Genomic DNA, 24,799 nt, shown 5'->3' on the forward strand with positions numbered 1-24,799 from the left:
AACCGCGCATCGGATCACGGATGACGTGGGGCCGGGCCGGCCTCGATCAGCACACGGAGTCGGCCTACCGAAGCAGGACGTACTTCACGAAGGTCGCGGTGAAGGCCCCGCCGACCAGTACGAGAACGATGAACCTCGACCAACGCTGGGCCCTCATGTCGATGACAGAGTTGCTCGGCGACCCGGGCAGGTAGAGCACCGGCACGACACGGCCGACCGGATAGTGCCGTCGGCCGGAGTAGGCGCTGCGGCATTCGTACCGCTGCCCGTCGGCAGCGGTGAAGGCCACGACGGGGTAGTAGGCGTCGTCCTCGGTGAAATCCTGTTCATGGCGCACGACCGTCCCGGAGATCCGGCTTCCCTCACGTCGCAGCCTTCGCTGGTTGCGGACCTCCAACCCGGCGACCATCAAGAACATCGGGCCCGCCACGCCGGTCAGGTACAGCAGCAGTGACTTCATGTCGCCTCATTCTGTGGGCATACCACGGCGTGTGATCAGGGTTCGTCCGCATCATGCCGGGGCCCGATCGCTTCGTGCGAACCGCCCTGGTGGAAGGCGAGACGCGCGCGCAGGGCGGTCAGTTCCCGCAACTGCGGCGCAGTGCCGATCACTTCCAGGACCACCGCCAGCTCGTTCAGCCAACGCTCGGCCGCCTCGACGCGCGGGGGTGACATCCGGAGCGCGGCGGTCGCCGCGGCCGTACGCAGCCGGGTCCACAGGGTGAGATCGTCGCCGTCCCGGAGCAGGGCGAGCGCGGCCTCCAGCCGGGACTGCGCGGTGGCGTGATCTCCACGGCGGTCACTGACCACGGCCGCGGTCCACAGCGCCTCGGCCGCCTGCGGGGGAGCGGCATCGGGCAACAAGTCCCGCTCCATCTCCCCGACATGCTGCTCGGCCGCGTCCAGCCGGCCCAGCTCGGCCTCGACGCCGATCATCACCGTCAGCGCGGCCATGGTGTCCGCCACCGGAAGGCGCGCACCGCGCGCGACGGTGAGCGCGGTGACCGCGACCGGTTCCGCCGCCGGCGTCTGGCCCAGGGCGCACAGGCAGCGCGCGTACTGGACGTGGGACCGCACCCGCAGTTCCGGCGCCGCGATCACCTCGCTCAGCTCGATCAGCTCCAGCAGATGGCCGCGCTCCTGTTCGTAGTCTCCGTGGCTGTTGCTGATGCGGCCGAGCAGCCACAGTGCCTGCCAGCGGCCGGCCGGGTCCTCGTGCTCGTCGTCGCGTACCGCCCGGAGCAGGGCTTCGGCGCTGTCCGTGCCGGCAGGTGCCGACGCGGCGACGGCGAGCGCACCGCTCAGGCAGTCGGGAGAGCGCGGCTGCGTCAACGCGCTCTCCTCGACACCGAGTTGCCGGGCGAGGTAGCCGACGACGCGTGCGGTGGGCCGTCGTTCCCCCGACTCCAGGCGCGAGAGGTGCCCCGTGGACATGCCCTCGCCGACGACTGCCACCTGGCTCAGGCCTCGCTCCGTCCTGAGCTTCCTCAGCTGCCGGCCGAAGTGCGGCTGCTCGAGCATTTCGCCCTCTGATCCTCTCAGGTCCTTTTGAGTCTTCCGTGTGCCGCCTGTTCCCGAGAGGCAGTCCGGAAGTTGCCCATACTTTAGAAAGCCCTGACAAGGGCGGCAACACAGTTGTGTGTGCGAGATTTCCCCTGTCATTTGCCGTGGTTTCGGGGGGGCGTTGACATTCGGTTGCGCCGCACGGCGTGCTCGGATGGCCGAAAAGGGCTCCTGGCCAAAAGAGTTGGCGCGCGGCTCGCCCGGGTAGGCAAACACTTGCCAGTCGGCTTGTCCGCCCTTAGCCTCCGAGGTGTCGACGTGTTACGAATTACGCCCTCGTCCGCCGGAGGTTTTCGTGCGCCTTGGTGCCCCTCAGTGTGCGCCTCGGAGTTCGTCGACCGTGAGTACGGCGTCGATGGCTGAATCGACCCATGGAGGCTTCGGGATCGGAAAGGGTCGACAACGTTGTTCTGGCCGAAAATCAATGGCTGCAGTCGTCCGCCGATCCGGTATGACCAGGCGCTTACTCCGGTCCGGCGTGCCGATGGCACGGATACGGAGCGGTGCATCACACCCCCCATGTACAAAGGGAAAGACGGTATGTCCGTGGTGACCACCAGCATCACCGCCTCATCCACCGCCGCCGCGAGGACAGGCGCCGGTCCGGCATCCCGGTCCGTGCGCACGGGTGCCGCCGCCGGCCGCCGCCGCACCTACACGGCCCACACCTCCCCGGACGTCACCATCACGGCCGCGGAAGCGGAATTCGCCGGGCAGTTCGGTTCGAGCCCCGGCGAGATATGCGGCCGGGCGCTGTGCGATCTGCTCCAGGCGAGCCCGCCCGTACGACTGCGGCACCGGTTCACAGACCTTTCCGAAGGCCGTACCAACTGGTTCACGGAGCGGGTGACCGGCCGGGACGGCAACGGCCGTGACTTCTCCGCGGTCATGACCGCCACGGCGGTCACCGGCCCGGCCGGGCCCGCCGGACTGGTCATCCTGCTCCGTCCCCTCGGCGAGGCGCCCGTGCCACGCCCGTGCGAACCGACGCTCAGCGAACTCGACGCACGCGTCCTGGAAGGCGTGGCGGGCGGCGCGTCGACCGTGCAGCTGGCCGCCCGCGTCTACCTCAGTCGCCAGGGAGTCGAATACCGGGTGGGGCAGCTGCTGCGCCGCTTCGAGGCCCCCAACCGTCCCGCCCTCGTGGCACGTGCTCATGCGATGGGTCTGTTCGCGCCGGGCCAGTGGCCCCCGCAGGTGCTACCGGACTTCATCGCATAGCGGCTCCCGGCTCCTCCTTTCCGACGACGGCCACCGACGACGGCCACCGGCGGCGGCTACCCGCCGGTGGCCGTCGCGGTCGGCGCGCCGACCGGCGGCGCGAACCGCGGCGAGCGTGCGTGCCAGACCCCGCGTGCCCGGCAGGACCCATCGGCCAGACCCTAGGCCGCCGAAGGCTGCCAGGCCTCCCGGAACCGGAGGCGGGCACGGTGCAGCCGGGATCGCACCGTGCCCACCGGCAGCGCGAGGACCTCGGCCATCTCCTCCTCGTTGAGCCCGTAGGCGCGCAGGGTGAGGACCTGCCGGTGGGACGTGGACAACCGGTCGAGCACATCACTGATGTGCACGGCGTCCAGCGGGTTCTCCTCCTGGCCCGACTCGACCCGCAGATACGGCCCTTCCTCACCGGTGCGCTTGACGGTCCGGACGGCCTCGCGAACCGTCACCGACCGTACCCACCCGAAGAACGCGGTCGGCTCGCGCAGGGTGCGCAGCCCGCGGTAGACGGCGAGGAGGGCCTCCTGCGTGGCATCGGCACCGTCGTCGTGGGTGACGGACCGGCACAGCCGGGCCACGTAGGGGGTGATCGCGGTCAGCAGCTGGTTCATGGCCTGCTCGTCGCCCGCCTGGGCTCGGGGCAGCAGCGTCAGGGGAGTGGGGATGTCGCCGACGGTTCGCATGGCGGCGGAGGCTCCTTACAGTGGCTGGTGCGGTGCGTCCGGGGGCGGACTCAGCCCGCCTGCAGGGCGGCGGGCCCGGGGGTGTTGTCGGCCAACGCTTCGAGCGCCTTGAGGACGTCGTCGCGCAGCGCCTGCACGAACGACGTGCTGAAGCAGGCGGTGAAGTGCGGGAACTCGACGGCGAGCCGCCCCTCGAACGAGACGATGCACGCCATGACGGGGCTGCGGCCCGCCTGCGGGAAGTACTGCTCACGGGCCGGTACCAGCCGTACATCGGTGGCCTCCAGTCCCGCCGGCAGCCGTGGGCCGGGCGCGACGCCCATGTTCGTCGCGATCACCGTCGCCAGCTGCAGCGCCGGATGGCGCGGGATCTCGGGCGTGATGCGCATCTCGTGGTGCGGGCCCGTGCCCGAGACGAAGTCGCTCAGCCGGGCGTGGACGGTGCGGGCCAGCGAGATGGGGTCCGCGTCCGGCGCGACGTCCACGGTCTGCAGATGTGTGGTCACTGCCGGCACCATGACCAGGGCGGACAGCGGCGGTGCCAACCGGGACCGCAGGTCCACGGGAGACAGACAGCCGAGGGTGCGCGGGCCGTCGCCGGCGAGGTGTCGGCGTGCCGCGGCGAGCAGCGCCGCACTGATCAGGGCGTGCACCGACACACCCGCCCGGCGCGCGGCATGCCGCAGCCGGGCGGTGCGCTCCGTGTCGAGCGTCAGCCGGGACACCTCGATCCGGCCCTGGACGGCCGAGGGATCGGCAACGTCGTAGGCGACCAGCTCCACCGGGTGCCGGCCTGCCTCCTCGATCCGCCGGTCGAGGTACTCGGCGGTCTCCGCCCGGTCGGCGTCGGGCAGCAGCCGGCTGACGGGCTCGGGCCACTCGGGTGTCTCGCCCGGCGCCCAGGCCGGGGCGCCCGGATCCGCGCCGCCTTCGACGAGGGTCCGGTAGCGGTCCCACAGTTCGTTGTGCAGCGCGATGCTGCTGTGCCCGTCCGTGATGGTGTGGTCCACAGAGAGGACGAACACATGACCGTCGCCCTCCGGCGAGCTGACCAGGACGGCCCGGCTCAACGGCCCGCCGACCGGCAGAGGAGTGTTCAGCTCCGTCGCGTGGGCGTCCTCCTCACCGCCGGTCCGGGTGATCAGCCGCGGCCGCTCGGCCTCGTCCAGCAGGCACAGCGCGAAGCCCTCGCCGTCCGGCTCGATGCGGGTCCGCAGCGAGGGATGCGCCTGCGCGAGCCCGTCGAACGCCGCGGACAGCGCCCCGATGTCGACACGACCTCGCAGGGTGCTGGAGAGCACCGCTCGGCTTCGCTGCCCCACATACATCGTCTCCACCGGACACAACGCACGGTGCATGACCTCGGCCCTCATTCCGTCGGCTCATTTCCGGAACCCACGTCCACTGACCGATGGTCAACGGCGCCGGTTCGGCTCAACGTCCTTTCGAGAGTGCATTGTTGGGCGGGTGTGAATCCACCTGCGGCGGGGCACCCGGGGCAACTCGCGTATTTTCCCTAAAGCTTGTTGAGTTCTTTGCTATCCCGGCGCCCGCGCTCTTCAGGGAAACACTTGAATTCCCCTCCGGGAGACCGGATCGGGCTTGACCGGGTTCCCGCCGCGACCCCACCGTGTTGACCTTGTGAACCGGCGGCGGGCCGCGAAACGGCCGCGCCCCCGGCATGCGACCGTGCCCGCCCCGCGGGCCGGGATCGCACCCCTGTCCGACCGGTCGGGCGCATCCCGCCCGGACATTACGGCTTGCCACGTGAGGGTTGTGCTATGTCACTCCACGAGGAGTCACTCTTCGAGGACGAACGTCGACCGCTGTCCGGAGCCCAGGAGGGCCTCTGGTACGCACAGCGGCTGGCACCCGACAGCGCCGCGTACAACACCGCGGAGGCGGTGGAGATCCACGGTGCCCTCGACACGGGTCTGTTCGAGAGCGCGTTGCGCAGCACCGTCGGCGAGGCGGGCACCTTCGCGCTGCGCTTCCTCGACACGGACGACGGCCCTCGCTGCCACCCCGCCGAGGACGCGGCCGACTGGCCGCTGCACCGGGTCGACGTCAGCGACGCCGCCGACCCGGACGCCGCCGCCTGGGAACGCATCCGCGCCGACCTCGCGACCCCGGTGGACACCGACAAGGGCCCGCTGTTCGCACACACCCTGCTCTCCCTCGCAAACGACCGGCACATCTGGCTGCTGAGGGCCCATCACATCCTGCTCGACGGCTACAGCTACAAGCTCCTCGGCCGCCGCCTCGCCGACACCTACAACGCGCTGGCCGAGGGACGCGAGCCCGGCCCCACCGGCTTCGCACCGGTGAGCCGGCTCCAGACCGAGGAGGCGGCCTACCTCGCCTCCGAACGCCGCGCCCGCGACCGCGCGCACTGGGCGGACCAGCTGGCCGCACTGCCCGAACCGGCCCGGCTCACCCACCGTGCCGCCGCACCGCACACGCCGTTCCTGCGCCGCACCGCGGAAGTCGACGCCCCCACGGCAGAGGCCCTTGCCGCAGCCGCCGCCCGCCTGGACGTCACACGCACCGACCTGCTGACCGCCGCGGTCGCCGCCTACCTTCACCGCATGACCGGCGCCGACGACCTCGTGCTGGGCATGGCCACGATGAGCCGGCTCGGCAGCGCCGCCCTGCGCACTCCCGGCACCGCCTCCGACGTCCTGCCGCTGCGCGTGACCGCCGGACCCGGCACCACCGTCGCCGACTTCGCGGGCACCGTGGCCGCCGAACTGGCGGCGCTGCGCCGGCACCAGCAGTACCGGGGCGAGTTCATCCGCCGCGACCTGGGACTGCTGGGCACCGGACGCCGGCTGTACGGACCGGTGCTGAACATCGTCCCGTTCACCGAGGACCTGAACTTCGGCGGCCACCCGGCCACTTGGCACCACCTCAGCGGCGGCGCCGTCGACGACCTGCAGATCAGCGTCCGGCCCGGCACCCGGCCCGGCGGGCTCTGGCTGGCCCTCGACGCCAACCCCGCCCTGTACGACGAGGACGAACTCACCCTCCACCGCGACCGGTTCCTGACCCTGCTGCGGCACCTCACCCAGGCCGCGCCCACGACGCCGCTCGGCGAGCTGGACCTGCTGCTCCCCGGCGAGCACCCGCGCGAGACGCCGGTGCGGGACTTCCCTGTCGACGCGACCCTCACCGAGCTGTTCGAGCGTCAGGCGCACGCCCGACCCGACCGGGTCGCCGTGACGTACGAGGGCGAACGGCTCACCTACGCCGAACTCGACGCCGAGGCCAACCGGCTGGCGCGGCTGCTGGCCGAGCGCGGCGCGGGACCGGGCCGGATGGTGGCGCTGGCGCTGCACCGGGGCCCGAGGCTGGTGCCCGCCCTGCTGGCGGTCCTCAAGACCGGCGCCGCCTATCTGCCCATGGACCCCGGCCACCCCGCCGAACGCCTGCGGCTGGTCATGGCGGACGCGGCCCCCGCCCTCCTCGTCACCGAGACCGGCCTCGCCGAACAGCTCCACGGCGACGTCCCCGCCGTCCTCCTGGACGACCCCGCCGTCCAGGCCGACCTGGCCGCACGGCCGGCCGGCGCCCTGACCGACGCCGACCGCACGGGCCCCACGAGCCCCGAGGACATCGCCTACATCATCCACACGTCCGGCTCCACCGGCCGGCCCAAGGGCGTGCCCGTGCCGCACGCGAACGTGGTCCGGCTCTTCACGGCGGCCGCCGAGCACTTCGACTTCGGCGCCGACGACGTCTGGACCCTGTTCCACTCCTACGCCTTCGACTTCTCCGTGTGGGAGATCTGGGGCGCCCTCCTGCACGGCGGCCGGCTCGTCGTCGTACCGTACGCCGTCAGCCGCTCCCCCCGGGACTTCCTGCGGCTCCTGCACGACGACGGCGTGACCGTCCTCAACCAGACACCGTCCGCCTTCGAGCAGCTGACGGACGCCGACGAGACGCAGCCCACCGAGGCCGCACCGGTCCCGGCGGGCGCGCTGCGGTACGTGGTCTTCGGCGGTGAGGCCCTGCACCCGCAGCGGCTGCGCCCGTGGGCGGACCGGCACGGCCTGGACCGCCCGGCCCTGGTCAACATGTACGGCATCACCGAGACCACCGTCCACGTCACCCACCACCGCATCACCCGGGCGGATCTTCAGGACCCGCGCCGCGGCAGCGTGATCGGCGCGCCACTGGCCGACCTGCGGGTGTACCTGCTGGACGCGGCCGGCCGCCCCGTGCCGCCGGGCGCCGTCGGCGAGATGCACGTGGCCGGCGCGGGCGTCGCCCCCGGCTATCTGCACCGCCCCGAGCTGACCGCCGAGCGGTTCCTCGACGACCCCTTCGGCCCGCCGGGCAGCCGCATGTACCGCTCCGGAGACCTGGCCCGGCGCCGCGCCGACGGCGGACTCGACTACCTCGGCCGGGCCGACCAGCAGGTGCAGTTGCGCGGCTTCCGCGTCGAGCCCGGCGAGATCGAGACCGTCCTCGCCCGGCACCCGGGCGTCTCCCGGGCCGCCGTCGTCGTACGCCGCGCCGACAACGGCGCCCAGCAGCTCGTCGCCTACACCGTCGCCGCCGGCGAATCCGCCCCGAGCCCGGCCGAGCTGCGCGCCCACGCCGCCGCCCAGCTGCCCGAGCACATGGTCCCCGCGGCCTGCGTCCCCGTCGACACCCTCCCGCTGACCGCCAACGGCAAGCTGGACACCGACGCGCTGCCCGCCCCCGACTTCACCGAGTCCGCGGCGGGCACACGGCCCGTCAGCGCCGAACAGGCCCTGGTGTGCGGCCTGTTCGAGGACGTGCTGAAGCTGCCCCGGGACACGGTCGGGGTGGACGCCGGCTTCTTCGACCTGGGCGGCGATTCGCTGCTCGCCACCCGGCTGCTGGCCCGCCTGCGGCACCGGACCGGTGCCGAGGTGCCCATCACCGCCCTGTTCGAGGGACCGACGCCCGCCGCCCTCGCCTCGCTGCTGGCCGACGGGCCCGGCACCGCTCCCGGGCGGCCCGTCCTCGGCGCGGCGCACCGCCCGGAACGCGTTCCGCTGTCGTACGCCCAGGAACGCATGTGGTTCCTGAACCGGCTCGACGACTCGACGGCCACGTACAACATCCCGCTGGTCGTGCCGGTCGGCGCCGCCGTCGACGCCGAGGCGCTGCGGGCCGCGCTGGGCGACCTCGCCGACCGCCACGAGAGCCTGCGCACCGTGTTCGCCGAGCACGACGGCGCGCCGTACCAGCGGATCCTGCCGCACGGAGCACTGCGTCCCGGGCTGCGCCGGGTCGACTGCCCGCCCGACGAGATCGGCGCCCACGTGGCGGCCGCCTCCCGGCACCGCTTCGACCTCAGCGCCGAAAGCCCCCTGCAGGCCTGGCTGTTCGGGACCGGCGACGACCGGACGCTGCTGCTCGTCCTGCACCACAGCGCGGCCGACGGCTGGTCGCTGCGCCCCCTCGCCGACGACCTGAACACCGCCTACGCCGCGCGCGGCGCGGGCACCGCCCCGACGTGGGACGCGCTGCCCGCGCAGTACGCGGACCACGCGCTCTGGCAGCGCGCCCTGCTCGCCGCCGCGCCGGACGGCACCGGACACGTCGAGCGGCTGACCGCGCACTGGCGCGCGGCCCTGGCCGGCCTGCCCGAGGAGTGCACCCTGCCCGGCGACCGGCCGCGGCCCGCCGCACCGCGCGGCGGCGCCCACGTCACCCGGCACGTGGACGCCGCCCTCCACCACGGCCTCGTCGGCCTCGCCGAGCGCGAGGGCGCCAGCCTGTTCATGGTGCTGCACGCCGCCGTCAGCGCCCTGCTCACCCGCTGCGGCGCCGGAGGGGACATCGTCCTCGGCACCCCTGTCGCCGGCCGCTCCGAACCCGGCCTCGACGACCTGATCGGCCTGCTCACCAACACCCTCGTGCTGCGCGCCGACACCTCCGGCGACCCCGCCTTCCGCGACCTGCTCGGCCAGGTGCGCCGCCGCGACCTGGCCGCGCTGGACCACCAGGAACTGCCCTTCGACCGGCTGGTGGACGAACTCAACCCGCCCCGCCTGGCCGGCCGGCACCCGCTGTTCCAGGTCATGCTGGCCCTGCAGAACAACGAGCCCGCCGTACTCCGCCTCGACGGGCGACGGGTGCCGCTGCGGCCCACCGCCACCGGCACCGCCAAATTCGACCTCTTCGTCGACGTCCTCGAACGGCACACCCCGGACGGCACCCCCGACGGCCTCGACCTGCACGTGGAGTACGCCACCGACCTCTACGACGCCGCCACCGCCGAGGAGTTCGCCCGCGCCCTCGGCCGCCTGCTGCACACCGTGTCCGCCGACCCGGACGTGCGGCTCGGCGAACTCCCGGCGCCGGGACCCCGCACCCCGGCCGCACCACGCCCGGCCGACACCGCCGCATTGGTGCAGGCGGCGCTGTCCGTGCCCGGCATCCGCGACGCCGTCGCCCTGCCCGCGGCCGACGAGGCCACGCCCCGGCTGTTCGTTGTGCCGGGCCGGGCGGACGCCGTCGAGGGCGTCGAACGGCAACTGGAACGCACCGGGGCCGGCACCGTCCGCGTCACCGCGGTCAGCACCCTGCCCCGCACCGCCGACGGGACCCTCGACACGGCCGCCCTCACCGCGCTGCCCCCGGTCGACCGGACCGCCGCCGAGTCCTGGCAGCAGCGCCTGACCCGCATCGCCGGCGTCGGCGCCGCGGAAGTCCTCGTCGAGAACGCACCGGAGGAGCTGGACCGCCGACACGCCGGACCCGCCCGTCGCACCACCCGGCCCGCGCCCGACGGCGACACCCGCACGGCCGTGGGCACCCGACCCGCCCTCAGCGAGGGCCCGGAGCTGACCGAACCGTCCGTGTCCGGCTGGGCCGAGGCCCTGCTCCGTGCGGCCGAACGCGCCCAGGGCGACATCGTGCACGTGCACCCCGACGGCAGCGAGACACGGCGCGACTACGCCTCCCTCATCCCCGAGGCCTCCCGCGTGCTGGCCGGGCTCAGGCGGGCCGGACTGCGCCCCGGCGACCAGGTGATCCTGCAGTGCGACGCCGGCGAGGACTTCCTCGCCGTGCTGTGGGGCTGCATCCTCGGCGGATTCGTCGCCGTCCCGCTGACCGTGCCCGCCTCCTACGGCACGCCCTCGGCGGCGCTCACCAAACTGGAGGGCATCTGGCGGATGCTCGGCAGGCCCTGGATCGCGTGCTCGCCCGCGCTCGAGGCCGGTCTGCGCGAGCTGGCGGACCGGCAGGACTGGCCCGGCCTGCGGCTCACGACGGCCGACGCGCTCAGGGACGCACCCGAGGACCGCGACTGGTACGCCGCCCGGCCGGACGACCTCGTCCTGATGCTCATGACCTCCGGCAGCACCGGTCTGCCCAAGGCCGTGCGGCTGACCCACCGCAACGTGCTGACCCGGTCCGCCGCGACCGAGGCCATGAACGGACTCGGCGAACGGGACGTCACCCTCAACTGGATCCCGCTCGACCACGTCACCGGCGTCGTCATGTTCCACCTGCGGGACGTGTACCTGGGCTGCCGTCAGATCCACGCGCCCACCTCCTGGATCCTCCAGGACCCCCGGCGCTGGATGGACCTCGCCCACCGGCACCGGGTCAGCGTCACGTGGGCCCCCAACTTCGCCTTCGGACTCCTCGCCGAACAGGCCGATCGCTTCCAGGACCGGGACTGGGACCTGACACCGATGCGGCTGGTGATGAACGCCGGCGAGGTCGTCGTGGCCGCCGCCGCCCGCGGCTTCCTGCACGCCCTGCGGCCCTTCGGGCTCCCCCAGGACGTGATGCACCCCGGCTGGGGCATGTCGGAGACCTGCTCGGTGGTGACCGACTCGGTGCTCCCGGCCGAGGCGCCGGACACCGACGAGACCTTCGTCAGCTGCGGCCTGCCCTACCCCGGCTTCGCCATGCGGATCATCGGCGAGGACACCGAACCGCGCGCCGAGGGGGAGGTGGGCCGGCTCCAGGTCCGCGGCACCTCCGTGACCGGCGGCTACCACGACAACCCGGCCGCCGACGCCGAGGCGTTCACCGCCGACGGCTGGTTCGACACCGGCGACCTGGCGTTCCTGCGCGACGGCGAGCTGTACATCACCGGCCGGGCCAAGGACGTCATCATCGTCAACGGCGTCAACCACTACAGCCACGAGATCGAGGCCTGCGTCGAGGAACTGCCCAGCGTCGTCCGCAGCTTCACCGCGGCCTGTGCGGTCCGCTCCGGCCCGTCCGCCACCACCGACGAACTCGCCCTGTTCTTCCACCTCGCCCCCGGACCCGACCGCGCCGCCGCGCTGCGGGAGATCGCCGGCAAGGTGACCCGGGAGATCGGCGTCAGCCCCGCCTTCCTCGTCCCGGTCGGCACCGACGACATCCCGAAGACCGAGATCGGCAAGATCCAGCGGACGAAGCTGCGCAAGAGCTTCGAAGCGGGCGACTTCGACGCCGCCGTCCGCGAGGCCCAACTGCTGCTGGGCACCGCGGCGACCCTGCCCGACTGGTTCCTGCGGCCCGTGTGGCAGCGGGCCGAACGCCACCACCCGCGCCCCACGGCGGCCGGGCGGCACACCCTCGTGCTCGCCGGCGCCGACCCCGGAGCCCACGCCCTCGCCGAGCGCCTGGCCCGGTCGCTGCGCGCCGACGGCGGCCTGTGCACCGTGGTCACGGACGCGGCGTCGTACGAACGACTGGACGCCGCCCGCTACCGGATCCGGCCTGCCGAGGACGCCGACCACGCGGCGCTGCTGCGGGGCCTGGACGCCGACCGGCGCCCGCTCGACACGGTCGTCCACCTCGGCGCCCTGCACGCGGGCGAGGCAGCATCCCCGGACCAGGCAATTCCCCTGTCCCTGCTGGCACTTGGGCGGGCGCTCGGCGCCCGACCGGTGGACGTGCTGTACGTGACGGCGGGCGCCCAGGCGGTCACCGACGACGACCTGCCCTCCTCGGCGCAGGCGATGGCCGGTGCGGTCCTGAAGTCGCTGCCGGAGGAGTTCGGGCGCCTGCGGTGCGTCCACCTGGACGTCGAACGGGACACCGACCTCGTACCGCTCCTCACGGCGGAAGCCGCGCAGGCGCCCGTCGACCCGGAGGTCGCCCACCGCGGCGGACGGCGCTACGTCCGCCGGCTCGCCCCGCCACCCGAACAGCCGGCCCGTACGGAAGCGCCCGACGCCGAGGGCTACCACCTGATCAGCGGGGGACTGGGCGGGATCGGCACCGCACTCGCCGCCCACCTCCTGCAGACCCCCGGCACCCGGCTGCTGCTCCTCGGACGCACCCCGCTGCCCGCCGAGGAGACCTGGGAACGGCACCTCGCCGACGCGTCCCGGGACGCCGCCCGCATCGAGGCGTACCGGCGGCTGAGGGAACTCGGCGACGTCCGGTACACCTGCGCCGACGTCACCGACGAAGACCAGGTGAGGGCAGCGGTGGACGCGGCCACCGAGGCATTCGGCGTCCCCCTGGTGTCGGTGCTGCACCTGGCCGGAGCCCTCGTCGAGCGGCCCGTCGGCGAACTGGACGCCGCCGCCTGGCACGAGGCCCTGGACGCGAAGGCGCACGGCGCCTGGACCCTGCACCGCGTCACCGCGGACCACCCGGTCGCCTCCTTCGTCCTGTTCTCCTCGGTCAACGGCTACTTCGGCGGAGCCATGAACACCGCCTACGCCGCGGCCAACGCCTACCTCGACGCCCTCGCCCTGCACCGCCGTACCCTCGGCCTGCCCGCGCAGAGCCTGGCCTGGAGCATGTGGCACGAGCGCGGCATGAGCAGCGGCTACGCGCTCGCCCCGCTCACCGAGGCCCGCGGTTACCGCGTGCTGGACACCGCCGCCGCACTGCGCTCCTTCGACCTCGCCCGCACCCTGGACGAACCCCACCTGCTGATCGGCGCCGACCGCACCGCCCCCTGGGTCCGCAGCCACGTCCGCGAACCGGCCCGGCAGGTACGGCGACTGGCCGGACGCGTCGTGCTGGAGGAGGGGGCCGACCTCGGCGCGCTGCACCGGGCGGCGGCCGACGCCGCAGGCAGCGCCCCCTGGGTCCTGCGCGCCGCCGGCAGCGCCGAGCAGCCCGCAGCGGCCTCCGAGGCGCAGGAGCGGCTCCTCGATCTGGAGAACCGGCTGGCCCGGCTGTGGCGCGACGTCCTGCGCCGCGAACAGGTGGGCAGGGACGAGAACTTCTTCGACCTAGGCGGCAACTCACTGCTCCTGGTCACCGCGCAGAACGCCGTCAACGAGGCCTTCGACTGCGATCTCTCCGTGGTCGACCTGTTCGCGCACCCCACCGTGCGCGACCTGGCCCGCCACCTCGCGGCCCGGACCGGGCCGGGCACCGCGGCGGCTGCACGGACGGCGGATCCGCAGACCCCGCCCGAGGGCGCCCCGGCCCCGCCGAGCGCACTGGACCGAGCCAAGGAACAGGCACAGCGACAGCGTGCGGCCCGCGCCCGCCGCTCCGCACGGCACGGAAAGGGCCAGGGCCATGCATGACATCACCGCACCACAGCACTCACAGCACTCACAGCACCCACAAGGCTCCCTGGGCTCACCGGACTCGCCGGACGAACAGGCGCCCGCCGTCGCCGTGATCGGCATGGCCGGCCGGTTCCCCGGCGCCGACGACCTGGACGCGTTCTGGGACAACCTGGCCGCAGGCCGCGCATCGGCGCGGCCCGTCACCGACGAGGAGTTCCTCGCCGCCGGCGGCGAACCGCGCGACCTCGACGACCCGTCACTGATCCGCATGGCCTCGGTCGTCGAGGGCATCGACCGCTTCGACTCCGGCTTCTTCGCCTACAACCCCGCCGAGGCGGCCGTCGTCGACCCGCAGCAGCGGCTCCTGCTGGAGACGGCCTATCACGCCCTCGAGGACGCCGGCTGTCTCGGCCCCGCCGCCGACACCGGGACCTTCGGCGTCTACGCGGGCAGCGGCGACAGCCGCTACTACCCCGCCCATGTGCATCCCCGCTACGCCGGACAGCCCGGATCGGTGGAGCTGGTGCACGCGGCCACCGCCAACTCCCTCGGCACGCTCGCCACCCGCGTCTCCTACGAACTGGGGCTCACCGGCCCGAGCGTCTCGCTGCAGACCGCCTGCTCCACGGCGCTCGTCGCGGTGCACACCGCCTGCCAGGACCTCCTCGACCACCGCTGCGACACCGCGCTCGCCGCCGCCGTCTCCCTCAACCCCTCCGCACTCCTCGGCTACCGCTACGTACCCGACGGGCCCTTCTCACCCGACGGCCACTGCCGCGCCTTCGCCGCCGACGCCGCCGGCACCGCGTCCGGCGACGGCGTCGGCGCCGTCGTCCTCAAGCGGCTGGAGGACGCCCTGGCCGACGGCGACCGCATTCGGGCCGTCGTCCGGGGCAGCGCCGTCAACAACGACGGCCGCCGCAAGGTCGGCTTCAGCGCGCCCAGTGCCGCCGGACAGACCGAGGTCGTCCTCGCCGCGCAGGCCCAGGCCATGGTCGACGCCGGCACCATCGGCCTGGTCGAGGCGCACGGCACCGCCACCCGGCTCGGCGACCCCATCGAAGTGGCCGCGCTCACCGAGGCCTTCCGCCAGTCCACCGAGCGGCGCGGCTACTGCGCCCTCGGCTCGGTGAAGACCAACATCGGCCACCTGGGCGCGGCCGCGGGCATCGCCGGGCTCATCAAGGCCGTCCTCGCCCTCGAACACCGGCAGATCCCGCCCAGCCTCCACTTCGAACGGCCCAACCCGCTGATCGACTTCGCCGGCGGCCCCTTCCGGGTGCCCACCGCCCTGGAGGACTGGCCCGCCGCCGGCCACCCGCGGCGGGCCGCGCTCAACGCCTTCGGTATCGGCGGCACCAACGCCCACCTGATCCTGGAGGAAGCACCGGCCCCCGCGCCCGCCCCGCCGCGCGCGCCCGAGGACGGCAGCCGACTGGTGCTGCCGCTGTCCGCACGCACCGCCGGCGCCCTGCGCAGCCAGGCCGAGGCGCTCGCCCGCCACCTCGAACGCCGGCCGGACCTGCGCCTGGACGACGTCGCGCACTCCCTGCGCACCGACCGGCCCGCACTGCGCCACCGTCTGACGGTGACCGCCGCCTCCCGCGACGAGGCCCTCGCGGCGCTGCGCACCGCCGCACCCGCCACCCCGCCCCGCCCGGACGAGCCCGCCCAGGTGGCGTTCCTGCTGCCGGGCGGCGGCACCCAGTACCCGGGCATGGGCGCTGAGTTGTACCGCGACCACGACGTCTACCGGGACACCGTGGACGAGTGCGCCCGCATCCTGCGCCCCGCCCTGGGCGCCGACGTGCGCACCTCGCTGTTCGAACCCGGCACGGCCGACGACACCAGCACCTTCCTCGGCCTGGTGGTCACCGAATACGCCCTCGCCCGCACCCTCATGGCGGCCGGGGTCCGCCCGGACGCGCTCATCGGCCACTCGCTGGGCGAGTACACGGCGGCCTGCCTGGCCGGCGTCATCGGCCTGGACGACATGCTGCCGCTGGTCACCGAACGGATCCGGCTGATCAGCGCCGCGGGCGGGGCGACCGTCGGGGTGGCGGCACCGGTCGAGGACGTACTGCCGCTGCTGGACGCCGAGCTGTCCCTGGCCGCGGTCAACGGTCCCGCCGCCTGCACCGTCGCCGGGTACGACGAGGCCGTCGCACGCTTCGAGGCCGAACTCGCCCGCCGGGACATGCCGTTCCGCCGGGTACGCATCCCCGCCGCCGCTCACTCCCATGTGCTGGACCCGGTGCTGGAGACGTACGAGAAGCACCTGCTCGGCGTCACGCTGCGGCCGCCGCGGATCCCGTTCGTCACCAACGTCACCGGCACCTGGATCACCGACGAGCAGGCGACCTCCGTGCGGCACTGGATCGACCACACCCGCGGCACCGTACGGTTCGCCGACGGCGTCGGCGCGCTGTGGGAACGCGGACGCCCGATCCTGGTGGAGATCGGACCGGCCGACACCCTGACCAAGCTGGCCGCGGCCCGGTCGGCGCGGGAGGCACCGGTGACGGTGACCACCATGCGGCACGGCAAGGCCGACGCCCGCGACGGCTTCGTCCTCGCCGAGGCGCTGGGCCGGCTGTGGAGCGCGGGCGTGGACTCCGCGCTCCCGCCGGTGCCGGGCACGGCCAGGCCGGTACCGCTGCCCCCCTACGCCTTCGAACGACACCGCCACTGGATCGACGCGCCCGGCGCCCGCACGGAGCCCGGCGCGCCGGACACCCCGGATGCGGCCGCCCTCGGCGCGGCCCTCGGCCCTCGGCCCCGGCTCACGACCGAGCACGTGCCCCCGCGCACCGCACGCGAACAGGCCGTCACCCGGCTGTGGGAGGAGACCCTCGGCATCGGCGGCATCGGCGTCCACGACAACTTCTTCGACCTGGGCGGCGACTCCATGCGCGCCGTCCTGCTCGCGGGCCGGCTGCGCCGGAGCGGCGTGCTCGACGTGCCCGCCGCCGCCCTGCTCGCCGCGCCCACCGTCGCGGGCGTCCTCGCGGCCGACGACGGCACCGGCGGCCGGCCGGCGGACGGCGGGGCGAACGCGCTCGCGCCGCTGCTGCCGCTGCGCCCCGAGGGCGGCGCCGCACCGCTGTTCTGCGTCCACCCCGGGGCCGGTGTCTCCTGGCGCTACACCGGCCTGCTGCCCCACCTCGGCGGCGACCAGCCGGTCCACGGCATCCAGGCCTTCGGTCTCGACGGCACCCGGCCGCCCGCGCCCGACGCCGCCGCCATGGTGTCCGCCTATGTCGACCTCGTCCGCGAGGTGCGACCGCACGGCCCCTACCGGCTCCTCGGCTGGTCGTACGGCGGCTTCGTGGCCCACGCGATGGCGTGCGCCCTGCAGGAGCGGGGCGAGCAGGTGGAGTTGCTGGCGATGCTGGACGCCCCGCAGCCGTACGGCACCGCGTACGACGCCGCCGAGGCCGAACGCCAGGTGGCGGCCCTGCTGATGCGGGTGGCCGGCCTGTCCCCGGACACGGACGCGGTCACGGACACGGCCGGACCGCCCGACGTGGCGGCCGTCCTGGACCGCATCGAGGCGAACCTGCTTGCCGATGCGGCCAGTTCGCCCGTCACCCGTGCCGAGGCCGCGGCCATCGCCGAGGTCATGCACAACAACCTGCGCCTCGCACCCCAGTTCGCGCCCGGTGTCTTCCACGGCGACGTGCTGTTCTTCAGCGCCGCCCAGGAGCAGGCCACGGACTTCCCCGGCGACCTCGCCGTCCTGCCCGGCAAGGCCGACGCCTGGCAGCCGCACATCACCGGCACCCTGCACCACCACCAGGTGCCCTGCGGCCACTACGAGATGACCGAACCCGAACCCGTCGCGCTGATCGGCGCCGCCGTCGCCGAGGCGCTGCGCCAGGCCGCCGACCGCACCACCCGTGCCGTACCCGTCCCGCCCCCAGGAGACCCCGCATGACCGCGACCGTGACCGCGACCCAGGACCTCTACGAACTCGGTGACGCGCCCGAACTCGGCACCGTACCCAAGAAGATGTACGCCTCGCTGATCCGCCAAGAACGCTACGGGCAGCCTGTCGACGCCTTCCGCACCGAGGTCGTCGACGTGCCGCCGGTGCGGCGCGGGCAGGTGCTCGTCAAGGTGATGGCGGCCGGCGTCAACTACAACAACGTCTGGGCGGCGCTGGGACACCCGCTCGACGTGATCGCCGCCCGTCAGAAGGCCGGCGCCACCGAGGACTTCCACATCGGCGGCTCCGACCTGTCCGGTGTCGTCTGGGCCGTCGGCGAGGACGTGCGGGGCGTACGGCTCGGCGACGAGGTCGTCGTGCTCGCCAGCCGCTGGGACGAGTCGGCCGAGGACATCCGCCTCGGCGGCGACCCGGCCGCCTCCGCCACCCAGCGGGTGTGGGGGTACGAGGAGAACTACGGCTCCTTCGCCCAGTTCGCCGTCGTCGACGACTACATGTGCCACCCGAAGCCGAAGCGGCTGTCCTGGGCGGCGGCCTCCTGCTACATGGCGACGGCGGCCACCGCCTACCGCCAGCTGTTCGGCTGGGATCCGCACACCGTCCGGCCCGGCGACCCGGTGCTGGTCTGGGGCGGCGCCGGCGGCCTCGGCAGCATCGCCATCCAGCTCGTCCGGCACGTCGGCGGCATCCCGGTCGCGGTCGTCTCCAGCGAGGAACGCGGTGAGTTCTGTGTGAAGCTCGGCGCCAAGGGATGGATCGACCGCCGGGAGTTCGACCACTGGGGCCGGATGCCGGACACGTCGGACGAGGAGGCGATGAGCCGCTGGCTGTCCGGGGCCCGCGCCTTCGGGCGGCGGTTCTGGGAGGTGCTCGGCGAGCGCCGCAGCCCGCGCATCGTGCTGGAACACTCGGGAGCCGACACCATCCCCACCTCCATCTACCTGTGCGACAACGCGGGCATGGTCGTCATCTGCGGGGGCACCACCGGCTACAACGGCGATGTGGACCTGCGCTTTTTGTGGATGCGGCAGAAGCGGCTGCAGGGCTCGCACGTGGCGAGCGCCCGCGAGGCCCGCGAGGTGACCCGGCTGATCGACCAGGGCGTGGTCGACCCGTGTCTGTCCCGGACGTTCTCCTTCGAGGAGATCGGCCTGGCGCACCAGCTGATCCATGACAACCGTCATCCGGCGGGAAACATGGCGGTGCTGGTCAACGCGTCCGCGTAGCGGGCGAGTGGCCACGGGGCCGGCGGCTGGTGCCGCCGGCCCCGGTGCACGTGGTGCGGCGCGGCCACGGGGTCAGCCGTCGGCCCAGCCGAGGACCGTACTGAAGAAGCCGGGCCCGGCCTCGATCACCCGGACGCGCAGGGCGGGTGCCGCGGCGCTGCGTGCCTCGACCCGCAGCCCGTTCGGGTGCCGTGCCGCCCGCAGATCGCGCAGACCGCTCAGCCCGTCTGCGGCCCCGCTGCCGTGCAGGGCCTTCCACGCGGCCTCCTTCGCGGAGAACAGCGACGTCACCGACCACGGCACGGCCTTCGGTCCGGTGCCGCGCAGCAGTTCCTCCTCGTCCTCGCGCAGTACCAGCCGGGCCGCGGCGGCGGGCAGCGGACGCAGTTCCAGATCGCAGCCGAGCGGGGTGTCGCGGCCCGGCGCACGGGCCACGGCGACCGCGACGCCCGAACTGTGCGAGATCGACGCGGCCCGCCCGGGCGGGAACACCGGCAGCCGGCCGGCACGCGGTATCTCCCCGCAGTCCAGCCCCACGGCACCCAGCGCGCGACGCGCGGCGAGCCGGCCGGCCAGGAACTCCAGACGGCGCTGCCACGGCATCGACGCGACCGCGTCCGCCTCGCCGGGCCCGGCGGGCGCGAGGCGCGGTTCGTCGTGGACGGCGAGGCCCGCGCCGAGCCCGGCGACCGTCAACTCCCGCTCCAGCAGGCGTAGTCGGGCGGCGACGAACGCCCCGAGCCCGGCCACCTCGGTGCAGCGGCGGCCGGGCTGCTCGCTGCCGGTCGGAGCCGCCTGGACGGTCGGAGCCGTCTGAACGGGCGCGCCGGTCGGAGCAGTCGGGTGCATCGCGTGGGGCACGCCGTCAGGCCCGCAACAGCTTCTTGATGATCTTCCCTGCGGGGTTGCGAGGCACCTGCTCGACGAACTGGACCCGCCGCGGGCGCTTGTAGGGCGCCAGCAGCTGTGAGACATGCCCGAGCAGCTCCACCGCCCCGGTGTCCGGCTCGGCCACCACGTACGCCAGCGGCACCTCGCCGTAGTCCTCGTCGGGCATGCCGACGACCGCCACGTCCCGCACCGCGGGGTGCGACATCAGGGCACGCTCGATCTCCGAGGGGTAGACGTTCTGACCGGCCCGGATGATGACGTCCTTGGTGCGGTCCACGAGGTGGATACGGCCGGCCTCGTCCACGAACCCCAGGTCACCCGTGCGGATCCACCCGTCGAGGTCGATCTCGCGAGTGGCCTCGGGGTCGTTCCAGTAGCCCCGCATGACGCCGGGCCCGCGTACGACGATCTCGCCGATCTCACCGCGGGGCCGCTCCCCGCCGGCCGGGTCGACCGCGCGGGCGGACATGCCGGGCACGACGCGTCCGCAGGGGATGCGCGCGGTGACGTCCCCGGGGGCGGGGTGCTCGTCGGGGCCGAGGGTGACGAAGGGCCCGCCCACCTCGGTCATGCCGTAGACCTGCCGGAAGCCGCAGCCGAGCCGCCGGACCGCCTCGTCGTAGACGTCGAGCGGCATGGGCGCGGCGCCGTAGAGGATCTCCCGGAGCGTCGACAGGTCGGTCCGGTCCGCGCCCTTGGCCTGCAGCATGAAGCGGAGCATCTGCGGGACCATCCACATGTGCGTCGCGCGGTGCCGCTCCACCGCGGCCAGCGCCCGCTGCGGGGTGAAGCCCGGCATGAGCACGACGGTGGCGCCCGCGGCCATGTAGGTGAGCGACACCACCATGCTGCCGTGGTACAGCGGGCAGCAGTTGACCATGACGATGTCGTCGGTGGGCCGGGCCAGGACGAGCCAGCCCAGGGCGATGGCGCGGAACGAGGCGCTGTCGACGGTGACGCCCTTGGCCCGCCCCGTGGTCGCCGAGGTGTGCAGCACGGCGACCGGATCGGTGTCCGCCACGGCCGGCAGCGCGCCCTGGGCGGCCACCGTGCCCAGCGCCTCGAACACGGGCTTGTCGAGCGCCACCCTGATCCGCACCGACGCCGGAAGCTCGGGGTGCCGGTCGAGCAGCTCCGACTCGCCGAGCACGGCCACCGCGCCGACCCGTTCGATGATGTCCGCCACCTCGGGCACGGCCAGGCTGTGGTTCAGCGGGACGAACAGCGCGCCCAGCCGGGCCAGCGCGAAGTAGCTCTCCAGGACCTCGACGCGGTCCTTGGACAGGACGGCGACCCGATCACCGCGCTCGATACCCAACTCGGTCAGACCGTGGGCCAGTTCGAGCGTGCGGTCGGCCAACTCCGACCAGCTGACCGCGCGCTGCTCGTCGACCAGGGCCGTCCGCTCGGGGTAGCACTGACGATTGCGTTCCAGCAGCTGCGTCAGCCACATCACGCATCGCCGCCGGCACCGGCCGCGGCGCGCGCGGCCACGAAACGCTCGTAGTCGGCGATCGTGCGCAGCGTCTCCATGTCCTCGGCGGTGATCTCCACACCGGCCCGCTGCTCGACCAGCAGAACGAGACGCACCAGGTCCCCGGAGTCGATGCCGCTCGCGGCGAGGTCGACGTCGTCACCGACCCGCTCGCTGTCGGCGAACTCCTGCGTGCCGGTGAGTTCGACCAGCAACTCCCTGATGGTGCTCATGGATTCCCCTTTCGCCGCGGTGAGCCGACCGCCGAGCGGGTCGCGTCAGCCGCCGCGCGTCGCGTCTGTCGCCTGTCACCCGAACAAGAGGCGGCCGCGCCGCATCGCAATCCCCGCGACACCTCGTGACCTTTGTCACGCACCCTTGGCGCCGCCCGGGGGATTGCGAGCCCGCCGCCCCGCCTCTTTCCGGGATGGACGCTGCGCCCGGCCTGCCGGGCCACAGGGGCGCGTGGACGCCCGAGAAGTGCCGAAGAGGTGGCGAAGGAGTGATGCCAGTGCCCAGGCGAGGGGGCCCGGTCGAGGGCGTGTGCGTCCCGGTGGCGGCGCAGACCTGCCGGGGAGGCGGAGCATGAGCGCACAGCCGGCCGGCGCCGCTGCGGCCGGGCACGGGGAGCCGGGGCCGCAGGAGTCGGGCCCGGGGGAGCCGCTCGACCGGTTCGAGGCGCTCGTCGCCGCCGGGGAGGCCGTCGAACCCCGTGACTGGATGCCCGACGGATACCGCCGGATGATGATCCGCCAGATCGCCCAGCACGCCCACTCCGAGATCATCGGCATGCAGCCGGAGGGCGCCTGGCTCACCCGGGCGCCGTCCCTGCACCGCAAGTCGGTGCTCATCGCCAAGGTCCAGGACGAGGCCGGACACGGCCTGTACCTATACTCGGCGGCGGAGACCCTCGGCGTGGACCGCGCCGAACTGCTGGACGCCCTGCACCGGGGCCAGCAACGCGCCTCGGCCACCTTCAACCACCCCGCGCTGACCTGGGCGGACACCGGCACCATCGCCTGGCTCACGGACGGCGCGGCCGTGATCAACCAGGCGCCGCTGTGCCGCACCTCGTACGGGCCGTACGCACGGGCGATGCGCCGCGTCTGCCAGGAGGAGGCCTTCCATGTGCGCCAGGGCTACGACCTGATGCGCGCCCTGTGCGAGGGAACCCCGGAGCAGAAGGCCATGGCCCAGGACGCGGTGAACCGCTGGTGGCTGCCGGCCGTGGCCCTGATGTTCGGGCCGCCCGACACCGAGGCCGGTGGCGCCGACGCCCGCACCGCGGCACTCGGCGCCGCGGTCTCGCGCCGCGCCATGGCCTGGGGCATCAAACGCCACACCAACGACGAGCTGCGCGGGCGCTTCGTCGACGCGTGCGTCCCGCAGGCCGAACGCCTCGGGCTGACCCTGCCCGACCCGGCGATCCGGTGGAACGAGGAACGCGGCCACTACGACTTCACGCCCGTCGACTGGGACGTCTACCGGCAGGCGCTCGGCGAGGAGACCCACTGGGCCAGGCAGCGCATCGCCCACCGGCTGGCGGCGCACGAGGAGGGCGCCTGGGTGCGGGAGGCCGCCGCCGCGTACGCCGCCCGTGCGCAGGCCGGTGAACCGCCCGTCGCCCAGGCGGCCGGCGCAAGCGGTCCCGGCCGGACGGAGGAGCGCGCATGAACCAGGGAGCCGAGGAGCGCATGAGCCGGGAACGAGAGGGCGCACCCGCCTCCTGGGAGGTCTTCCTGCGTCCCCGGCGCGGACTCGCGCACCAGCACGTGGGCTCGGTGCGCGCCTGCGACGCGGACACGGCCCTGCTCAGGGCCCGCGACCTGTACACCCGCCGCGGCGAACCGCTGTCGCTGTGGGTGGTCCGCTCCGACTCCGTGCACACCGCCTCCCCGGACGAGCGCGACCCCTACTTCGCCAACGCCCTGCACAAGCCCTACCGGTACCCCCAGCAGTTCGCGCCCCTGACCGAGAAAGGCCCCGACGGTGACCACGACCACTGACCCGGCACCCCGTGCCGAGGGCGGCGTCCGTGTCGACGTCCACCTCGCCGTGCACCTGCTGCGCCTCGGCGACGACGCCCTCGTCCTCGGACAGCGGCTGTGCCAGTGGATCACGAGGGCACCGGACATCGAGGAGGACCTCGCGCTGTCCAACATCGCGCTCGACCTCATCGGCCACGCCCGGACGCTGCTCACGCTGAGCGGGCGCATCGACGGCACGGAGCGCAGCGAGGACGACCTCGCCTTCACCCGGTCCGACCGCGAGTTCACCAACGCGCTGCTGACCGAGCTGCCGAACGGCGACTTCGCCGCGACCGTCGCCCGGCAACTCGTCTACACCCACTACGCGGCCCTGTACTACGAGGCGCTGGGCGGCTGCGCGGACCCCGAACTCGCCGCGTTCGGGCAACGGGCCGCCAAGGAGGTCGCCTTCCACCGGCTGCACGCCGACACCTGGACCGAACGGCTGGGCCTCGGCACCCCCGAGAGCGCCCGCCGAATGCAGCGGGGCCTGGTCCGAGTCTGGCCCTATGCGGCCGAACTCTTCGACGAGGACGAGGTGTTGCGCCCCCTCGTCGCCGCGGGCACGGTCCCCTCACCGGCATCGGTGCGCCCGCTGTGGGAGCGCCGCACGGCCGAGGTCGTCGGCCGCTGCGGACTCACCGTGCCCACCCCGCGCTGGCAGGCCCGTGGCGGGCGCGCGGGCCTGCACTCCGAGGAGTTCGCGTCCTTGGTCGCCGAACTGCAGTCGGTGCACCGCCAGTTCCCGGGAGGCACCTGGTGAACGGCCGTACGGCCCCGGCGAGGCGGCCCGGACCCGGCCGCACCGCGCTCTCGGAGCAGGAGATCAGGGCACGGGTGGAGGCCCTGCCGGATCCAGAGCTGCCGATGATCGGCCTCGGCGACCTCGGTGTGATCGGCTCGGTCGCGCCCGGCGCCGACGGAAACCTCGAAGTGGAGGTCATGCCCACATACCTGGGCTGTCCGGCGCTGCCCGCCATCGTGGCCGCGATCGAGGAGGTGCTCGCGGCCGGTGGTCACCCGGACGGTCGGGTACGCCAGGTGCTGGCACCGGCGTGGACGACGGACCGCATCACGGCGGCCGGCCGGGCCGAGCTTGCCGCCCACGGCATCGCCCCGCCCGCTCCGGCGGGGGCGGACGGCCCGGTCCTGGTCCAGCTCGGCAAGGTGCCCTGCCCGCACTGCGGATCCCGGGCCACCCGGCCGCACAGCGCGTTCGGCCCCTCCCGCTGCCAGTCGATGCTGCGGTGCACGGCCTGCCACGAGCTGTTCCCCCACCTGACCGCGCTATGAGGCCCC

At 73.7% G+C, this 24,799-nt stretch carries 15 protein-coding genes; 8 read left to right on the top strand and 7 right to left on the bottom strand.

Going from position 1 to position 24,799, the window contains the following annotated elements; all coding sequences use genetic code 11:
- Positions 1-64: 64 nt before the first annotated feature.
- Together AQI95_RS35130 and AQI95_RS35135 are read right to left on the bottom strand one after the other, a co-directional pair.
- The gene (locus AQI95_RS35130) at positions 65-460 is read right to left on the bottom strand and encodes a DUF3592 domain-containing protein (RefSeq protein WP_067133686.1); all 396 of its coding nucleotides are present in this window, start codon (positions 458-460) and stop codon (positions 65-67) included.
- A 35-nt stretch (positions 461-495) separates the two neighbouring features.
- Positions 496-1,521, bottom strand: a complete 1,026-nt coding sequence (locus tag AQI95_RS35135) for a helix-turn-helix domain-containing protein (protein WP_107121848.1) — start codon at positions 1,519-1,521, stop codon at positions 496-498.
- A gap of 582 nt (positions 1,522-2,103) precedes the next feature.
- On the opposite strand from AQI95_RS35135, the gene AQI95_RS35140 reads away from it, so the two are divergent.
- Entirely contained in the window at positions 2,104-2,784 is a 681-nt protein-coding gene (locus AQI95_RS35140) for a helix-turn-helix domain-containing protein (RefSeq protein WP_079071728.1), read from the top strand.
- A 161-nt stretch (positions 2,785-2,945) separates the two neighbouring features.
- On the opposite strand, the gene AQI95_RS35145 is transcribed toward AQI95_RS35140, so the two are convergent.
- Positions 2,946-3,464 carry an RNA polymerase sigma factor gene (locus AQI95_RS35145; protein WP_067133690.1) on the bottom strand — a complete coding sequence of 173 codons (519 nt, stop codon included), beginning with the start codon at positions 3,462-3,464 and terminating at the stop codon, positions 2,946-2,948.
- Between the two features lie 50 nt (positions 3,465-3,514).
- On the bottom strand, positions 3,515-4,792 hold the full coding sequence (locus tag AQI95_RS35150; protein WP_425264943.1) for a phthiocerol/phthiodiolone dimycocerosyl transferase family protein: 1,278 nt from the start codon (positions 4,790-4,792) through the stop codon (positions 3,515-3,517).
- Between the two features lie 453 nt (positions 4,793-5,245).
- Here AQI95_RS35150 and AQI95_RS35155 point away from each other — a divergent pair, with 453 nt between their 5' ends.
- The 3 genes from AQI95_RS35155 to ccrA are packed head-to-tail and all read left to right on the top strand — an operon-like array spanning position 5,246 to position 19,108.
- Positions 5,246-13,948 carry a non-ribosomal peptide synthetase gene (locus AQI95_RS35155; protein ID WP_067133693.1) on the top strand — a complete coding sequence of 2,901 codons (8,703 nt, stop codon included), beginning with the start codon at positions 5,246-5,248 and terminating at the stop codon, positions 13,946-13,948.
- Positions 13,941-17,870 carry a type I polyketide synthase gene (locus AQI95_RS35160; protein WP_079071745.1) on the top strand — a complete coding sequence of 1,310 codons (3,930 nt, stop codon included), beginning with the start codon at positions 13,941-13,943 and terminating at the stop codon, positions 17,868-17,870. Before AQI95_RS35155 ends, AQI95_RS35160 begins: the two co-directional genes overlap by 8 nt.
- Positions 17,871-17,878: 8 nt before the next feature.
- On the top strand, positions 17,879-19,108 hold the full coding sequence (gene ccrA, locus AQI95_RS35165) for a crotonyl-CoA carboxylase/reductase (protein WP_067134059.1): 1,230 nt from the start codon (positions 17,879-17,881) through the stop codon (positions 19,106-19,108).
- A gap of 72 nt (positions 19,109-19,180) precedes the next feature.
- On the opposite strand, the gene AQI95_RS35170 is transcribed toward ccrA, so the two are convergent.
- The 3 genes from AQI95_RS35170 to AQI95_RS35180 are packed head-to-tail and all read right to left on the bottom strand — an operon-like array spanning position 19,181 to position 21,706.
- Positions 19,181-19,957: a 4'-phosphopantetheinyl transferase family protein gene (locus tag AQI95_RS35170; protein WP_079071746.1), complete on the bottom strand. Its 777-nt coding sequence runs from the start codon at positions 19,955-19,957 to the stop codon at positions 19,181-19,183.
- Positions 19,958-19,973: 16 nt separating this feature from the next.
- On the bottom strand, positions 19,974-21,452 hold the full coding sequence (locus tag AQI95_RS35175) for a class I adenylate-forming enzyme family protein (RefSeq protein ID WP_067133696.1): 1,479 nt from the start codon (positions 21,450-21,452) through the stop codon (positions 19,974-19,976).
- Complete coding sequence (locus AQI95_RS35180) at positions 21,452-21,706, bottom strand: acyl carrier protein (protein ID WP_067133699.1); 255 nt, start codon at positions 21,704-21,706, stop codon at positions 21,452-21,454. Before AQI95_RS35180 ends, AQI95_RS35175 begins: the two co-directional genes overlap by 1 nt.
- A gap of 352 nt (positions 21,707-22,058) precedes the next feature.
- Between AQI95_RS35180 and paaA the strand changes: the two genes are divergently transcribed.
- The 4 genes from paaA to paaD are packed head-to-tail and all read left to right on the top strand — an operon-like array spanning position 22,059 to position 24,793.
- Positions 22,059-23,147, top strand: a complete 1,089-nt coding sequence (paaA, locus tag AQI95_RS35185) for a 1,2-phenylacetyl-CoA epoxidase subunit PaaA (protein WP_067133701.1) — start codon at positions 22,059-22,061, stop codon at positions 23,145-23,147.
- Positions 23,148-23,167: 20 nt separating this feature from the next.
- Complete coding sequence (gene paaB, locus AQI95_RS35190; RefSeq protein ID WP_067134062.1) at positions 23,168-23,479, top strand: 1,2-phenylacetyl-CoA epoxidase subunit PaaB; 312 nt, start codon at positions 23,168-23,170, stop codon at positions 23,477-23,479.
- A complete protein-coding gene (gene paaC, locus AQI95_RS35195) occupies positions 23,463-24,263 on the top strand; it encodes a 1,2-phenylacetyl-CoA epoxidase subunit PaaC (RefSeq protein ID WP_067133704.1) in 801 nt (266 codons plus the stop codon). The genes paaB and paaC overlap by 17 nt, the downstream gene beginning before the upstream one ends.
- Positions 24,260-24,793 carry a 1,2-phenylacetyl-CoA epoxidase subunit PaaD gene (gene paaD / locus AQI95_RS35200; protein WP_167361981.1) on the top strand — a complete coding sequence of 178 codons (534 nt, stop codon included), beginning with the start codon at positions 24,260-24,262 and terminating at the stop codon, positions 24,791-24,793. Before paaC ends, paaD begins: the two co-directional genes overlap by 4 nt.
- The last annotated feature ends 6 nt before the right edge of the window (positions 24,794-24,799 follow it).

Source organism: Streptomyces yokosukanensis, assembly GCF_001514035.1.
In the GTDB taxonomy this organism is placed as follows: Bacteria; Actinomycetota; Actinomycetes; order Streptomycetales; family Streptomycetaceae; genus Streptomyces; species Streptomyces yokosukanensis.

Bases quoted from the DNA above. Each gene is read 5' to 3' on its own strand.
- AQI95_RS35130 (WP_067133686.1), bottom strand. From the start codon at position 460: ATGAAGTCACTGCTGCTGTACCTGACCGGCGTGGCGGGCCCGATGTTC.
- AQI95_RS35135 (WP_107121848.1), bottom strand. From the start codon at position 1,521: ATGCTCGAGCAGCCGCACTTCGGCCGGCAGCTGAGGAAGCTCAGGACG.
- AQI95_RS35140 (WP_079071728.1), top strand. From the start codon at position 2,104: ATGTCCGTGGTGACCACCAGCATCACCGCCTCATCCACCGCCGCCGCG.
- AQI95_RS35145 (WP_067133690.1), bottom strand. From the start codon at position 3,464: ATGCGAACCGTCGGCGACATCCCCACTCCCCTGACGCTGCTGCCCCGA.
- AQI95_RS35150 (WP_425264943.1), bottom strand. From the start codon at position 4,792: ATGTATGTGGGGCAGCGAAGCCGAGCGGTGCTCTCCAGCACCCTGCGA.
- AQI95_RS35155 (WP_067133693.1), top strand. From the start codon at position 5,246: ATGTCACTCCACGAGGAGTCACTCTTCGAGGACGAACGTCGACCGCTG.
- AQI95_RS35160 (WP_079071745.1), top strand. From the start codon at position 13,941: ATGCATGACATCACCGCACCACAGCACTCACAGCACTCACAGCACCCA.
- AQI95_RS35170 (WP_079071746.1), bottom strand. From the start codon at position 19,957: ATGCACCCGACTGCTCCGACCGGCGCGCCCGTTCAGACGGCTCCGACC.
- AQI95_RS35175 (WP_067133696.1), bottom strand. From the start codon at position 21,452: ATGTGGCTGACGCAGCTGCTGGAACGCAATCGTCAGTGCTACCCCGAG.
- AQI95_RS35180 (WP_067133699.1), bottom strand. From the start codon at position 21,706: ATGAGCACCATCAGGGAGTTGCTGGTCGAACTCACCGGCACGCAGGAG.
- paaA (WP_067133701.1), top strand. From the start codon at position 22,059: ATGAGCGCACAGCCGGCCGGCGCCGCTGCGGCCGGGCACGGGGAGCCG.
- paaB (WP_067134062.1), top strand. From the start codon at position 23,168: ATGAGCCGGGAACGAGAGGGCGCACCCGCCTCCTGGGAGGTCTTCCTG.